Raw genomic sequence first — 15,076 nt, 5'->3', positions numbered from 1 at the left:
ACCACGACATCGTTCGGGCCGGGATCGGGAATGGTGATCGTTTCGATCGAGACGGGTGCGCCCTTGCTCTTGGCAACGACGGCACGGACCTGCTGCGGCATGTGTTCCTCCACTGTGTATCGGGGCACTGTTCTATCGGGTGTTGCGTGCTCTGTTCAGCCTCGCACAACGCATCAGCACGTGGCGACATCTGCATGGGTCGGCGCACCGAGTCGTGGAGTTCACAAGGTTGTGACCGGGTGGGCACGCAGTCTTTGCGTGAGAGCGGTACCTATGACGAATGCCTGAACCCATGCAGTACGACCTGGTGGTCATCGGCTCCGGCCCCGGTGGCCAGAAGGCGGCCATCGCGGCTGCGAAGCTCGGCAAGCGGGTGGCGATCGTGGAGAAGGGCCACATGCTCGGCGGCGTGTGCGTCAATACCGGCACCATTCCCTCCAAAACGCTGCGCGAGGCCGTTCTGTATCTCACGGGCATGAATCAACGTGAGCTGTACGGGGCGAGTTACCGTGTCAAAGCCGACATCACTCCCGCCGATCTCCTTGCGCGCACCCAGCACGTGATCGGCAGGGAGATCGAGACGGTTCGCTCGCAATTGCTCCGCAACCGCATCGAGTTGATCACCGGCGTCGGCAAGTTCCTCGACGCACACACCATCGTCATCGAGGACGAGGCGCGGGGCGAACGCATCACGGTCTCGGCCGCCAACGTGGTGATCGCCACCGGTACCGCCCCCGCGCGACCCGCCGACGTCGCGTTCGACGATTACCGGGTGTTGGACTCCGACGGCATTCTCAATTTGGAGTTCATTCCGGCATCGATGGTCGTCGTCGGTGCCGGCGTCATCGGGATCGAGTACGCCTCGATGTTCGCCGCCCTCGGTACCAAGGTGACCGTCGTCGAGAAGCGTGATTCGATGCTCGACTTCTGCGACCGCGAGATCATCGAATCACTACAGTTCCACCTCCGCGATCTCGCGGTGACGTTCCGCTTCGGCGAGGCAGTCACCGCGGTCGATGTCGGCCCGAACGGAACGGTGACCACTCTGGCGAGCGGTAAACGTATTCCGGCGGAAACGGTGATGTATTCGGCCGGCCGACAGGGGTTGACCACAGCCCTCGACCTCGAGAACGCGGGCCTCGAGGCGGACGCGCGCGGTCGCATCTTCGTCGACGAGCACTTGCAGACGAAGGTCGATCACATCTATGCGGTCGGCGACGTCATCGGGTTTCCGGCGCTGGCTGCGACGTCGATGGATCAGGGCAGGCTGGCGGCCTACCACGCGTTCGGTGAGTCCAGCTCCAAATTGACCGATCTACAGCCCATCGGCATCTACTCGATCCCGGAAGTGTCCTACGTGGGTGCGACGGAGGTCGATCTGACGAAGGGATCGGTTCCGTACGAGGTCGGGGTGTCCAGGTACCGAGAACTTGCCCGCGGCCAGATCGCCGGCGACTCCTACGGGATGTTGAAGTTGCTCGTGTCCACCGAGGACCGGTCGATCCTGGGCGTTCACATCTTCGGTTCGGGTGCGACGGATCTTGTGCACATCGGCCAGGCAGTCATGGGCTGCGGCGGGACCGTCGACTACCTGGTCGACGCGGTGTTCAATTACCCGACGCTGTCCGAGGCCTACAAGGTCGCCGCCCTCGACGTCACCAACAAGATCCGAGCGCTCGCCAACTTCGACCGCTGAGGAGCGCCCTGGAGGACAACACGACGACGACCGGGGAATGAACGACGACCGTGTCGTTGTTCTTGTCATCAGTGATTCGCCACGTTCGACGTCGGCGCGTACACGGTGCAAGGAGAGGGGCGGCGTATTCTGGCTCCCGATCTCGCGTCGAGGTACCGACGAGTCGATCCGAAAGGGGCCCGGCCATGACCGAACAGTCGAAGATGTACGAGCTGGAGTTTCCGGCACCGCAAATTTTTTCCAACGACGGCGTCGGACCCGTCCTGGTGCACGGTTTGGAGGGGTTCTCCGACGCAGGTCATGCAGTGAAGCTGGCTACGACGCATCTGCGGGAGAGCCTGGAATCCGAACTGGTTGCGTCGTTCGACGTCGACGAGTTGATCGACTACCGGTCCCGTCGGCCGACCATGACCTTCAAGTCGGACCATTTTTCCGACTACGACGCTCCCGAATTGAATCTGTACGCGGTCAAGGACCGTGCGGGCACGCCGTTCCTGCTGCTCGCCGGAATGGAGCCGGATCTGCGGTGGGAGAAGTTCACCACCGCTGTCCGACTCCTGGCCGAGCAGCTCGGGGTTCGACGCACCATCGGCCTGGGCTCCATCCCGATGGCAATCCCGCATACGCGCCCCCTCGGGGTTACGGCCCACGCCAGCGACCGCGAGTTGGTCAAGGAGGGCAACAGCTGGGCCGGCGACATTCAGGTCCCCGGAAGCGCATCGTCGCTGCTCGAGCTGCGGATGGCGCAGCACGGCCACGAATCGATGGGTTTCTCGGTGCACGTTCCGCACTATCTCGCTCAGACGGACTACCCGGGTGCTGCCGAGACTCTGCTCGAGAACGTCGGCGAGGCTGCCGACCTGGACCTACCGCTTGCGGCGCTCGGCGAGGCCGCGGCGCGAGTCCGCGAACAGGTGAACGAGCACATCACCGGTAACGACGAGGTCCAGTCGGTAGTACAGGCGCTCGAGCGTCAGTACGACACCTACGTCGCCGCACAGGAACAACAGTCCACGTTGCTCGCCGGCGACGAGCCGCTGCCGAGCGGAGACGAACTCGGTGCCGAATTCGAGCGTTTCCTGGCCGAGCAAGCAGGCCAGGGTGAGGGTGGCGACACGAGCGACCAGTGACACGTCGCTCGACGCCAGTGTGAGTGGTCACAGTGCAACGTCGTGGTCGCCGTCCCATACGACAGCGCCAGCAAATCGAAACATGCCTGTAACCGCAAATACGCGCGATGTTCTGCCCTGAACGTCATCTCGTGCGAGAGTCGTAACGACACGTACTTAGGTATGTACCGTCAACACACTCGTACACGGCGATGCCGTACTGCGTTGCGCGTGCTGCGCAGCAGGGAAACAGGAGGCGCAGATGGCGATCACTCCGCGCAGTCGCAAGCTCCGCCCGGTTCCCGACGAAGAGCCACGGCTGATCTTTCGGACTGTTCATGGGTACCGCCGCGCCTTCCGTATGGCCGGCGAGGGGCCGGTTGTCCTGTTGATCCATGGGATCGGCGACAACTCGGAGACGTGGAACGAGGTCATCCCACATCTTGCGAAGAACTACACCGTCATCGCGCCTGATCTCCTCGGACACGGACGGTCCGACAAACCCCGCGCGGACTACTCCGTCGCCGCGTACGCGAACGGCATGCGCGACCTACTCTCGGTGCTCGGCATCGAGCACGTGACCGTTGTCGGCCATTCGCTCGGAGGTGGGGTGGCCATGCAGTTCGCCTACCAGTTCCCCAACATGGTCGACAGGCTGGCGCTGGTGTCCTCCGGTGGCGTCACCAAGGACGTGCACCCCATTCTTCGACTGGCTTCGATGCCGTTTCTGAGCGAGGCGGTCAAACTACTTCGCCTGCCGGGCGCAATACCCGTGGTCAAGCTGGCCGGCGGGATATTGAGCAAGCTACACAGCTCGCCGCTGCGACCCGGTTCGCTGCTGCACGACACCCCGGATCTCATCAGGGTGCTGAGTGAACTTCCGGCCCCCACCACGTACGAGGCATATCTGCGAACACTGCGCGCAGTGGTGGACTGGCGCGGTCAGGTGGTCACGATGCTGGACCGCTGCTACCTCACCGAGAACCTGCCCGTGCTGCTGGTCTGGGGTGACCAGGATTCCGTCATTCCGGTCAGCCATGCGCGCCTCGCCCACTCGGCCATGCCCGGCTCGACGTTGGAGGTGTTCGAGAACTCGGGACATTTTCCGTTCCGCGACGATCCGATGCGCTTCCTCCAGGTTCTCGAGGACTTCATCGACTCGACACCGTCGCTGACGTTCGACGAGGTGCGATGGCGAAATCTGCTCATCACCGGAGTCGGCGAAGACATGATCACCGGGAGCGCCAGCACCCGAATGGCCGTGCTCGGTGCCATGGGCTCGGACGAGCGCAGCGCGACCTGACGCGTCGTCCCGGACACCGACGCTCGGTGTCGATGCGGGAGAGACGGCATATCCCACATAGCCTGTAGAGGTGCTCCTCACCGAACTGATTCCCGATGTCTCCGCCGAGAATTCCGACGGTGTCGACCCGGATGTCCTGTTCGACACCTTCGCCAGCTGGACCGCCGATCGCGGGCTCACGCTCTATCCTGCTCAAGAGGAAGCTCTCATAGAGCTGGTCTCCGGCTCCAACGTCATCCTCGCGACCCCGACCGGGTCGGGCAAGTCGATGGTTGCCATCGGTGCCCATTACGCCGCCATGGCCTCAGGCGTTCGCAGCTTCTACACCGCGCCGATCAAGGCACTCGTCAGCGAAAAATTCTTCGCACTCTGCGAGATTTTCGGTGCCCAGAACGTGGGCATGATGACCGGCGATGCGTCCGTCAATTCCGGAGCCCCGATCATCTGCGCCACAGCCGAGATCGTGGCGAACCTCGCCCTGCGCCAGGGCGCCGGATCGGATATCGGTCAAGTGATCATGGACGAGTTCCACTACTACTCCGAACCCGACCGCGGATGGGCCTGGCAGGTTCCACTGATCGAACTGCCGCATGCGCAATTCCTGTTGATGTCGGCGACCTTGGGCGACGTTTCATTCTTCCGCGACGATTTGACCAGGCGTACCGGGCGAACCACAACGGTGGTCTCCGGCACGGAGCGTCCCGTTCCGTTGATGTTCTCGTACGTCACCACGCCCATCAGCGAGACCATCGAGGAATTGGTGCAGACGCATCTCGCGCCGGTGTACGTCGTGCACTTCACCCAGGCCTCGGCCCTCGAACGCGCCCAGGCGCTGACGAGCGTCAACGTCGCGTCCAAACAGGAAAAAGCCGAGATTGCCGAGGCCATCGGCAACTTTCGCTTCACCACCGGGTTCGGCAAGACCCTCTCGAGACTGGTCAGACACGGTATCGGCGTGCACCACGCCGGCATGCTGCCCAAGTATCGACGCCTGGTCGAGAAACTCGCGCAGGACGGTCTGCTCAAGGTCATCTGTGGGACGGACACTCTGGGCGTCGGTATCAACGTTCCCATTCGTACGGTGCTGTTCACCGGACTGACCAAGTACGACGGCATCAGAACGCGCAAGCTCCGGGCGCGCGAATTCCATCAGATTGCCGGCCGGGCGGGCCGGGCGGGATACGACACGCTCGGCACCGTCGTCGTCGAGGCCCCCGAGCACGACATCGAGAACGCGCGCTTGGTGGCCAAGGCCGGCGACGATCCCAAGAAGCTCAAGCGCGTGCAACGCAAGAAAGCACCCGACGGCTTCGTCTCGTGGGGCGAGCCGACGTTCGAGCGGATCATCGCAGCGAACCCCGAGCCCCTCACGTCCCGATTCTCCGTGAGCAACGCCATGCTGCTCAATGTCATTGCGCGGCCTGGCAATTGCTTCTACGCCATGCGTCACCTGCTCGAAGACAATCACGAGACTCGGCCCGCGCAACGCAAGCACATACTGCGGGCGCTCTCGCTCTACCGCGGCCTGGTCGACGCGGGCATCGTCGAGCAACTCGACGAGCCGGACGCCGACGGTCGACACGCTCGATTGACCGTCGACCTGCAACCGGATTTTGCGCTCAACCAGCCGCTGTCCACGTTCGCAGTCGCTTCATTCGAGCTTCTCGACGTCGAGTCCCCCTCCCACGCACTCGATGTGGTGTCGATCATCGAATCGACTCTCGACGATCCTCGCCAGATTCTCATGGCGCAGCAACATGCCGCGCGGGGCGAAGCTGTGTCGCAGATGAAGGCGGACGGCATCGAGTACGACGAGCGAATGGAATTGCTCGAGGAGGTCACCTGGCCGAAACCTCTTGCGGAACTGCTTGTTCCGGCTTTCGAGATCTACCGCGGGACCCATCCGTGGCTTTCCGAGATCGGGCTGTCGCCGAAATCCGTGGTCCGCGACATGGTCGAGCGCGCGATGACCTTCGCCGAGCTGATCAGCCACTACGGTCTGATGCGGTCGGAGGGACTGGTGTTGCGATATCTTGCCGATGCCTATCGCACACTGCGCCAGACGGTTCCGCCGGAGTCGCGAACCGAAGAGGTCCAGGACATCACCGAGTGGCTGGGTGAGCTGGTCCGACAGGTGGATTCGAGCTTGCTGGACGAGTGGGAGAACCTCACCGATCCCGGTGCCGAGCCCGAAGCCCTCGTGGAGGCGTACGGATCCGATGCACCGCGTCCGATCTCGGCCAATCCCAGGGCGTTTCGGGTTCTGGCCCGCAACGCGATCTTTCGGCGAGTCGACCTGGCGGCGCGCCGCCAGTGGAATGCGCTCGACGAACTGGACGACGGTCCGGATTGGGAGGCCGAACTGGAGCCGTTCTTCGCAGAGTACGGCGAGATCGGTACGGGCCCGTCGGCCAGAGGGCCAGCTCTGTTCACCCTGAATGTCGGCGCGGAATCCACCACCGTCCGCCAGGTACTCGAGGATCCGGACGGGGACCACGGTTGGTCGCTCGACGCCGTCATCGACGTGCCGGAATCCGATGCCGCGGGAGAGATCGTCTTCGATGACATCGTGATCACCGCCGGCTGAGACAGTGTGCCCTCGTCGGCACTCCGTTCGATGCCGACCGCCGATCACACGGAGCGGGGCACGTCGACTTCGATTTCCTCACCCAGGCGGAAGCCCACGGCCAGCGGGAGTCGGTCGCCGCTCCAGAACTTGCCGGGGTCGAACCAGTTGGCTTTCTTGTGACCGGTGAGGAGTCCCATCGAGTCGTAGGTCATGGCGACCACCTCTGCGCAGTAGGCGGCTTCGAGCGTCGATCCGTCATGCTCGCGTGGCCGCCGCGTCGGCACCCGTCCCCGGAACCAGCGGCCCGCGAGCGCCGTCGTGGTGGGAAACGCGGTTCCGTCCATACGCGCTATCGTGCGGAGCAGCGCGTCCTCCTGCGCCTTCGTGATGACCGGAGCGGCACCTGCGGAACGCTCTTCGGGCGACGAGCTCACAGAAAGCTCCGGAGACACATCCAGTTGACGCAACCAGCAACGCTGTCGATACTTCGTGGCCCACTGGGTGACTGCCGCGCGCAGATTGTTCAGCTGCACTCCACGCTGAAAGTTACCGGTCCACATGTCCTGCAGCGACTTTCCCAGCTCTGCGTGCCACATCAGCGGGGGTAGGTCGTCGATCACCACTGCCATTCCGACATGATTGACCGGGCTGTTGGTCAGCGCCTGAATTGCCCGGTCGGCCGTGGACTCTCCGCGAAAAATCCAGATGTCGCCCGTTCTGGTGGCGTCGATGGCGGTATCGAGGCTGATTCGCGACGGATTCATGGCTCTCACCCTAGGTCGTGACGCCGCGGCAACCGCACGTCCGGACGGTACGGTTGCCGAATGAACGTGTGGAAAGCTCTCGGCCTCGCCGGGATGGCCGGTGTCGCGGCCACCGGTGCGCTGGTGGTGCGCTCCGAGCGAAAGCGTCGCGCATACGCGCCGAACGAAGTGCGCGAGCAGCTACACCAACGGTTCGCGGCACTGTCGAGTGAACCGGAACCTGTTGCTGCTCCCCCGCTCTCGCGGAGGCAACAGCTACGCAGCAAGCTCCGGTTCAGCCGAGCGCGCTGAGTATCCGCGCGGCCAGCTCTTCGATCTCGGCGTCCGTCATCACGAACGCCGGTGAGATCTGCATCGCGCCCTGCCCGGCTGCACGGCCGGAAACGCCATGCGCGCGCAGCGTTTTGACGAAGGGTAACGCCTCTGCCGGGTCTGCCAGCTGAACCGCGGCCACCGCGCCGATTCCGCTGCGGATCTCCGACACCCGATCGTGCTCGGCGAGCGGCGCGAGGTGGGTATGAAGCGAGGCTTCGATGCGCTTGGAATGTGCCAGCAGGTCCTCACGCTCGATGATGTCGAGGTTGGCCATCGCGGCGGCGGCAGCGCCTGCGTGACCGCCGTAGGTGTAGCCGTGTCGCCACCAGACTCCGCCCGCGAAGAACGGTTCGGCGATCTTCGGGGCGATGAACACTGCCCCCATGGGAACGTATCCGGAGGTCAGTCCCTTGGCGGTCGTCATCAGATCGGGTTCGAGCTCGAACCGAGTGGACGCGAACCAACTGCCACCGATACGTCCGAATCCGGTGACCACCTCGTCGGCGACGAACAGAACGTCGTGGTCGCGGCAGATCTGCCGAACCTCACGTAGGTAGCCCTCCGGCGGCAGGTAGATCCCGCCTGCTCCGATCACCGGCTCGCAGAAGAAGGCGGCGACGTTCTCGGCACCGACCTCCTCGATCAACGTGAGCAGGGATTTCGCGTCGTCCCACGACACCGTCCTGGCGTCGGGCATGAGTTCACCGTAGTGCTCCTTGTTGACCGGGATGCCGGCCAGCGAGGTGCCTGCAACGTGCATGCCGTGATAAGCCTTCTGCCGACCGACGATCATCTTCTTGGACGGTTGTCCCATTTCCACCCAGTAGCGGCGCGCGAGCTTCGCGGCGGTGTCTATGGAGTCCGATCCGCCCGAGGTGAAGAAGATCTTGCTGCCCGGGACCGGCGCGATTGCAGCGAGGCGATCCGCCAGAGCCAGCGTCGTCTCGGGAACGAAGTCACCGAAGTTCGAGTAGTGGGCAATCGAGCTCAGCTGCGCGGCAACGGCGTCGGCGATTTCACGACGTCCGTGGCCGACGTTGGTGAACCACAGGCCAGCGGTCGCGTCCAGGTACTCGGTGCCCGCGTGGTCGTAGATGTAGGCACCCTCGCCGCGAGAGACGACGAACGGGCCACTGGCCGTGACAGAGCCCATGTCGGCGAAACCGTGCCAGAGCGCGGAAGAGTGTGTGGTTCCGGTGGCAGAAGACATGCGTCACACAGTAGTGGAGGCGCTGCGGCGGTCGACGGTTCGGACGGCATCGCCCGAACGGATATCCTGGACCGAGTATGTCTACCTCCAATCCGTCCGGTCAGCGCAAGGCTTTGGCCACCCGTCTGGCCCAGGTCACCATCCGCGACGAGAACCGGCTTCGTCGTCGACTCGACAAAGCCCGCACCGACGACGCCTTCGCCGCCCTCGAACGCGACATCGTACGTGCGGAAGCCGTGGTCGCGAACCGACGAGCGGCGGTCCCCACCCTCGACTTTCCCGAGTCCCTTCCCGTCAGTCTGCGCAAGGACGACATTGCCGCGGCCATCGCCGAGCATCAGGTCGTGATCGTCGCCGGCGAAACCGGATCCGGTAAGACGACACAGATTCCCAAGATCGCGTTGCAGTTGGGCCGCGGAATTCGCGGGTCGATCGGCCATACCCAACCCAGACGACTCGCCGCTCGCACGGTTTCCGAGCGCATCGCCGAGGAGGTCGGCGAGCCGCTGGGTGAGTCCATCGGCTACAAGGTGAGGTTCACCGACCAGTCCTCGGATTCGACGCTCGTCAAGTTGATGACCGACGGCATTCTCCTGGCCGAGATTCAGCGAGACAGACTGCTTCGCCAGTACGACACCCTCATCATCGACGAGGCCCACGAGCGCAGCCTCAACATCGATTTCATCCTCGGCTACCTCGCGCAACTACTCCCCCGGCGACCCGATCTCAAGATCATCATCACCTCGGCGACGATCGATCCGGAACGATTTGCCCAACACTTCGCCCGCGGCGGTATACCCGCCCCGATCATCGAAGTCTCGGGCCGCACGTTCCCGGTCGAAATGCGGTACAGACCACTGACGGTCGATGCCGGAGAGACGACCATCGACCTGGACCCCGTCGACGCCACGTGCCAAGCCGTCGACGAACTGATGGCCGAGGGCGACGGTGACATCCTGGTCTTCCTGTCGGGTGAGCGCGAGATTCGCGACACTGCAGACGCGTTGAACGACCGCAATCTGCGCAACACCGAGATCGTGCCGTTATACGCAAGGCTCTCTGCGGCCGAACAGCATCGGGTGTTCTCACCGCACTCCGGCCGACGTGTGGTGCTCTCGACCAACGTCGCGGAAACGTCGTTGACCGTCCCGGGAATCCGCTACGTCGTCGATCCCGGCACCGCGCGCATTTCGCGATATTCGTTGCGTACCAAGGTGCAACGATTGCCCATCGAACCGATCTCCCAGGCGTCGGCGCGCCAGCGAGCGGGCCGCTGTGGCCGCGTCGCCGACGGAATCTGCATCCGGTTGTACTCGGAGGAGGATTTCGAGTCCCGTCCGCAGTTCACCGAGCCGGAGATTCTTCGCACCAACCTGGCCTCGGTCATCCTGCAGATGACCGCCCTCGGGCTCGGCAAGATCGACGCATTCCCCTTCGTCGAACCGCCGGACCCGCGCAGCATCCGAGACGGGATCGGACTCCTCGAAGAACTCGGGGCGTTGAAGCCGGCAACCAAGGGCGGCACCGCGGAGCTCACCCCCATCGGCCGTGAACTCTCGGCGCTGCCGGTCGATCCCCGTATGGCTCGAATGCTCGTCGAGGCCAACGGCAACGGCTCGCTGCGCGACGCATTGGTGGTCGTGGCGGCCCTGTCCATTCAGGACGTTCGGGAGCGACCTGCCGAGCATCAGCAGGCGGCGGACGAGAAACACGCCCGATTCGCAGTGGAGAACTCGGACTTCCTGGCCTACGTCAAGCTGTGGACGTATCTTCGCGAACAACGTAACGAGCTGTCGTCCAACCAGTTTCGACGCATGTGCCGTACCGAGTTTCTACACTACCTGCGAATTCGCGAGTGGCAGGATCTCCATGGCCAACTCCGTCAGATCACCCGTGGGCTCGGCTGGACCGTGCCCGACGCGGACTCCACCGAGACAGCGCTCCACCAATCGCTGCTGTCGGGACTGCTGTCGCACGTAGGACTGCGAGAGGGTGACAAGCGCGAGTTCCTGGGTGCCCGCGGCGCACACTTCGCAATCTTCCCCGGATCGGGGCTGTTCAAGAAGCCCCCGCGATGGGTCATGGCCGCCGAATTGGTCGAGACCGGACGCCTGTGGGGCCGAATGGCTGCTCGCATCGAACCCGAATGGGCCGAGCGGCTCGCACCGCACTTGGTCAAGCGCACGTACTCCGAACCGCACTGGTCCATCAAGCGCGAATCGGCGATGGCCTACGAGCGGGTGACGCTGTACGGAATTCCGCTGGTCACCCAGCGACCGGTGAACTACCACCGTATCGACGCCGAAGCGTCACGGGAATTGTTCATCAGACATGCGCTGGTGGAGGGCGAATGGAAAACCCAGCACGCGTTCTTCCACAAGAACCGGGCGCTACTGGACGACGTCGGTGAACTCGAACACCGCGCCCGGCGACGCGACATCGTCGTCGACGACGACGCGCTGTTCGACTTCTACGACGCACGTATCGCACCGGAAGCTGTCTCGGCCCGGCACTTCGACACGTGGTGGAAGAAGGCACGCAGGCAGAATCCACACCTACTCGACTTCACGACCGACACAGTCGTCAACTCCGACGCGGCCTCGGTGCTCACGGGGGCGTATCCCGACGCCTGGCGACAGGGCGAGATCCAGTTTCCGTTGACCTATCAGTTCGAGCCGGGCACTGCGGCCGACGGAGTCACCGCGCGTATTCCGATTGCTCTGCTCGCTCAGGTGCAGCCAGTGGGATTCGATTGGCTGGTTCCGGGGATGCGCGCAGAGTTGGTGACGGCACTGATCAAGTCGCTTCCGAAACCGTTGCGCCGCAACGTCGTTCCTGCCCCCGACTTCGCCGCCGCGGCGTTGGCGGTCATGAGGCCGCGTGCCGAGACTCTGGTGACGGCGTTGGCCCGCGAGCTGTCGAGGGCCGCACAGTGCCACATCACCGCGAAGGACTTCGACACAGCAGCGCTGCCCGACCACCTGAAGATGACGTTCGCGGCCGTCGACCCGGCAGGAAAAGTGTTGGGGAGCGACAAAGATCTGACCGCGCTGCGCGCCCGTCTGTCCGGCGAAGTCGGTCGTCAGGTTGCGAGTGCGGTCGGCGACGCGGAACGCGCACCCACTCTCGCGTGGACCTCGGGCACGTTGGGCCGACTGGAGTCGACCGTCACCCGTGATGTGGGCGGACAGAAGGTCACCGGGTACCCGGCCCTCGTACCGGAAGGACCGGGCGTGGCGGTACGAGTGCTGAGCACACCCGCCCAACAGCGAGCAGCGATGCGCTCCGGTACCCGCACTCTGCTGTTGTCGACGGCACCGAAAGGTACGAAAGCTCTGCTGGCCGGTCTCCCGACTGCGGAACGCCTGGCCCTCGGGCAGAATCCGTACGGCGGAGTCGATGCCCTCCTGGAGGAATGCCGAGTTCTGGCGGTCGAGGAGGCAATGGACGCGCACGGTGGGCCGGTTCGGGATCCGGAGGCCTTCGAGAGACTACGAGCATCGGTCAACGCCGAGGTTCCGCAGCGCACTGCCGCGGCGCTCGCCCTCGTTCGCCCTGTATTGACGGGCGCTCTTGCCGTATCGGGACAACTGCAGACGGCCTCCGGTGAGCCTGCCGAGGATGTCCGCGAACAGCTCGCAGGATTGGTTTTTCGCGGCTTCATCACCGAATTCGGCTCTCGCAGGCTCGCGGACTTGCCCCGATATCTGGCTGCGGCAACCAAGAGGCTGGCCACGCTTCCGAGCAGTGCAGGGCGTGATGCGGCTGCGATGGACGTACTCGACCGCGTCTACGCCTCGTACGGACGGCTACTGGATTCGCTTCCGGACAGCAGAAAGTCCAGCGCCGGTGTGCAGGAACTGTTCTGGATGATCGAAGAACTGCGGGTAGGGCTGTTCGCCCAAGGAATTCGGACGGCGTACCCGGTCTCGGAGAAACGCATCGAGAAGGCGATCGCGGATCAAGCGCGCTGACGAACCGGGCCGTCAGTCGATGTCGGCAGACTCTCGGTGCTTACGCAGCTCGTGAATTTCCTTCTCGAAATCCTCGGCCGAGCTGAACGATCGGTACACGGACGCAAATCGCAGATACGCGACCTCGTCCAGGTCGCGAAGCGGGCCGAGAATGGCCAAGCCCACCTCGTTGCTGGGAATCTCGGCGGAACCGGCGGCGCGAATGGCATCTTCCACCTGCTGAGCCAGGAGATTGAGTGCGTCGTTGTCGACATCTCTCCCCTGGCAGGCCCGGCGTACGCCTTTGACCACTTTCTCGCGGCTGAACGGTTCGGTGACGCCACTGCGCTTCACGACAGCGAGCACTGCGGCCTCGACCGTGGTGAAGCGACGACCGCATTCCGGGCAGGAGCGACGACGGCGGATTGCCTGCCCCTCGTCCATTTCGCGCGAATCGACCACGCGCGAGTCGGGGTGCCTGCAGAACGGGCAATGCATGAAGGAGCCTCCGTCGTAGCCGATGCTCCGACGTCGAACATCTCGGTCGGGGCAGTCAGTCGAGGATACTCAGTCATGACGCACGCAGTGGGACCGGTGGTCATCCGACAGGCGCATACTCGACCACAGCTCCGTCGTGCACCTCGACCACACCGGCCGGCTGCGCGCCGGCATCCGGTGACACGGCCCGGAGATTGGCGATACCGATCAGGCCGGCGGCCACGACGACGACTGCCAGCACCCACAACACCATCGATCGCATCCGAACGGACTGACCGGCGAAGTGCGCCGAGGTCTCGTCGAACTCGCGATCTGCCGCCTCGCGATCGGTGACGTCGGTCCACGACGGCTCCAGCACCGGCAGGCACGGAGTCGTCCGCGCCTCGCGTATCTCGACGGAACTGCGCATCTCGACGGAACTGCGCATCTCGATGGAACTCCGCAGCGCGGGACGAGCACGGCGGCGACGCTCGACGACGGTGGACCGGGTACGGACACCTGCAGTGGTGGGACGATCGGTGGTGATGGTCATCGGAACCTCGTCTTCGCTCATTGGATCGATTGTTCGATCAGGCGTTCGATGGACGCTTGTTCGAAGTTCTATCACGAGCCTCCGACAAAGTCTGTAGAAAACGCGACACGAGTCGAACAGATGTTTGATTCAACAGCTGATACACGCTAGATTCGTGTCAGAAACCACACGCCACACGAGTCGACACCATCAACTCCAGTCCGCGCAGACAGAACCACGCAGACCGGATCCAGAACACCAGCAGGAGGCCGACAGCATGAAGGACCAGACCTCGACGAGGTCGACCACGGGTGCCGAGACGACGGGTTCCAAGACGACGGGTTCCAAGACGACGGGTTCCAAGACGACGGGTTCCAAGACGACCGCCACCACGAAGGTCGCGGCAGGGAAACCGGCCGCGGAGCCGACGCCCAAGGCCATGGAGGTCGGCACCGACATCAGCGCCGGCCTGACGGAGCGTCAGCGCAAAGTGCTCGAGGTCATCAGAGCATCGGTGACCGAGCGTGGCTACCCGCCCAGCATTCGCGAGATCGGCGACGCCGTCGGCCTGACATCGACGTCGTCGGTGGCCCATCAGCTGCGGACTCTGGAGCGGAAGGGATTTCTGCGGCGCGACGCCAACCGCCCCCGCGCGGTCGACGTACGGGGCCTCGACGAGGTGCAGGCAGATCAAGCCGCGGCCGCGGTCGACGGTTCGTCCGAGGAACAGGACCGGTTGCCGACGCCCACGTTCGTTCCCGTTCTGGGTCGCATTGCCGCCGGTGGACCGATTCTTGCCGAGGAAGCCGTCGAGGATGTGTTTCCACTCCCCCGCGAGCTGGTCGGTCAGGGTTCTCTGTTCCTGCTGAAGGTCGTCGGTGAGTCGATGATCGACGCGGCCATCTGTGACGGCGACTGGGTGGTGGTTCGGCAACAGTCCGTGGCGGACAACGGCGATATCGTGGCGGCCATGATCGACGGCGAGGCCACCGTCAAGACGTTCAAGCGATCCAAGGGCGAGGTGTGGCTCATGCCGCACAATCCATTGTTCGAGCCGATTCCGGGCAACAACGCGGCAATCCTGGGCAAGGTCGTCACCGTGATGCGCAAGCTCTGAACTCTGTTCGGACACAACGAAGAAGGGCCGC

General features: G+C 64.0%; 11 protein-coding genes. 7 read left to right on the top strand and 4 right to left on the bottom strand.

The features are described from left to right. Positions 1-280 precede the first annotated feature (280 nt). The 4 genes from sthA (at position 281) to ACIGGF_RS23320 (ending at position 6,695) form a co-directional block, all read left to right on the top strand. Positions 281-1,696, top strand: a complete 1,416-nt coding sequence (gene sthA / locus ACIGGF_RS23335) for a Si-specific NAD(P)(+) transhydrogenase (RefSeq protein ID WP_397523483.1) — start codon at positions 281-283, stop codon at positions 1,694-1,696. Between the two features lie 185 nt (positions 1,697-1,881). Further along, the gene (locus ACIGGF_RS23330; protein ID WP_397523482.1) at positions 1,882-2,826 is read left to right on the top strand and encodes a proteasome assembly chaperone family protein; all 945 of its coding nucleotides are present in this window, start codon (positions 1,882-1,884) and stop codon (positions 2,824-2,826) included. A gap of 241 nt (positions 2,827-3,067) precedes the next feature. Continuing rightward, complete coding sequence (locus ACIGGF_RS23325; protein WP_397523481.1) at positions 3,068-4,108, top strand: alpha/beta fold hydrolase; 1,041 nt, start codon at positions 3,068-3,070, stop codon at positions 4,106-4,108. Between the two features lie 70 nt (positions 4,109-4,178). Next, complete coding sequence (locus ACIGGF_RS23320; protein ID WP_397523480.1) at positions 4,179-6,695, top strand: DEAD/DEAH box helicase; 2,517 nt, start codon at positions 4,179-4,181, stop codon at positions 6,693-6,695. 44 nt (positions 6,696-6,739) lie between these two features. Here ACIGGF_RS23320 and ACIGGF_RS23315 read toward each other — a convergent pair whose 3' ends face one another. Next, a complete protein-coding gene (locus ACIGGF_RS23315; RefSeq protein ID WP_397523479.1) occupies positions 6,740-7,441 on the bottom strand; it encodes a hypothetical protein in 702 nt (233 codons plus the stop codon). Between the two features lie 60 nt (positions 7,442-7,501). Between ACIGGF_RS23315 and ACIGGF_RS23310 the strand changes: the two genes are divergently transcribed. Then, the gene (locus tag ACIGGF_RS23310) at positions 7,502-7,732 is read left to right on the top strand and encodes a hypothetical protein (RefSeq protein WP_397523478.1); all 231 of its coding nucleotides are present in this window, start codon (positions 7,502-7,504) and stop codon (positions 7,730-7,732) included. Here ACIGGF_RS23310 and ACIGGF_RS23305 read toward each other — a convergent pair. Further along, positions 7,716-8,966, bottom strand: coding sequence for an aspartate aminotransferase family protein (locus ACIGGF_RS23305; protein ID WP_397523477.1), 1,251 nt, complete (start codon positions 8,964-8,966; stop codon positions 7,716-7,718). The genes ACIGGF_RS23310 and ACIGGF_RS23305 overlap by 17 nt on opposite strands. Before the next feature lie 77 nt (positions 8,967-9,043). Between ACIGGF_RS23305 and hrpA the strand changes: the two genes are divergently transcribed. After that, positions 9,044-12,940 carry an ATP-dependent RNA helicase HrpA gene (gene hrpA / locus ACIGGF_RS23300; protein ID WP_397523476.1) on the top strand — a complete coding sequence of 1,299 codons (3,897 nt, stop codon included), beginning with the start codon at positions 9,044-9,046 and terminating at the stop codon, positions 12,938-12,940. A gap of 12 nt (positions 12,941-12,952) precedes the next feature. Here the strand turns inward: hrpA and nrdR are convergent, their stop codons facing one another. Continuing rightward, positions 12,953-13,417, bottom strand: coding sequence for a transcriptional regulator NrdR (nrdR, locus tag ACIGGF_RS23295; RefSeq protein ID WP_008716872.1), 465 nt, complete (start codon positions 13,415-13,417; stop codon positions 12,953-12,955). A gap of 100 nt (positions 13,418-13,517) precedes the next feature. Beyond that, positions 13,518-13,970 carry a hypothetical protein gene (locus ACIGGF_RS23290; RefSeq protein WP_397523475.1) on the bottom strand — a complete coding sequence of 151 codons (453 nt, stop codon included), beginning with the start codon at positions 13,968-13,970 and terminating at the stop codon, positions 13,518-13,520. 397 nt (positions 13,971-14,367) lie between these two features. Here ACIGGF_RS23290 and lexA point away from each other — a divergent pair, with 397 nt between their 5' ends. Continuing rightward, a complete protein-coding gene (gene lexA / locus ACIGGF_RS23285; RefSeq protein ID WP_397523486.1) occupies positions 14,368-15,045 on the top strand; it encodes a transcriptional repressor LexA in 678 nt (225 codons plus the stop codon). Positions 15,046-15,076 lie beyond the last annotated feature (31 nt).

Source organism: Rhodococcus sp. NPDC078407 (genome assembly GCF_044542515.1).
Taxonomy (GTDB): Bacteria; Actinomycetota; Actinomycetes; order Mycobacteriales; family Mycobacteriaceae; genus Rhodococcoides.
Note: the sequence above shows the minus strand (reverse complement) of the source record. Positions and strands in the feature narration are given on the sequence as shown.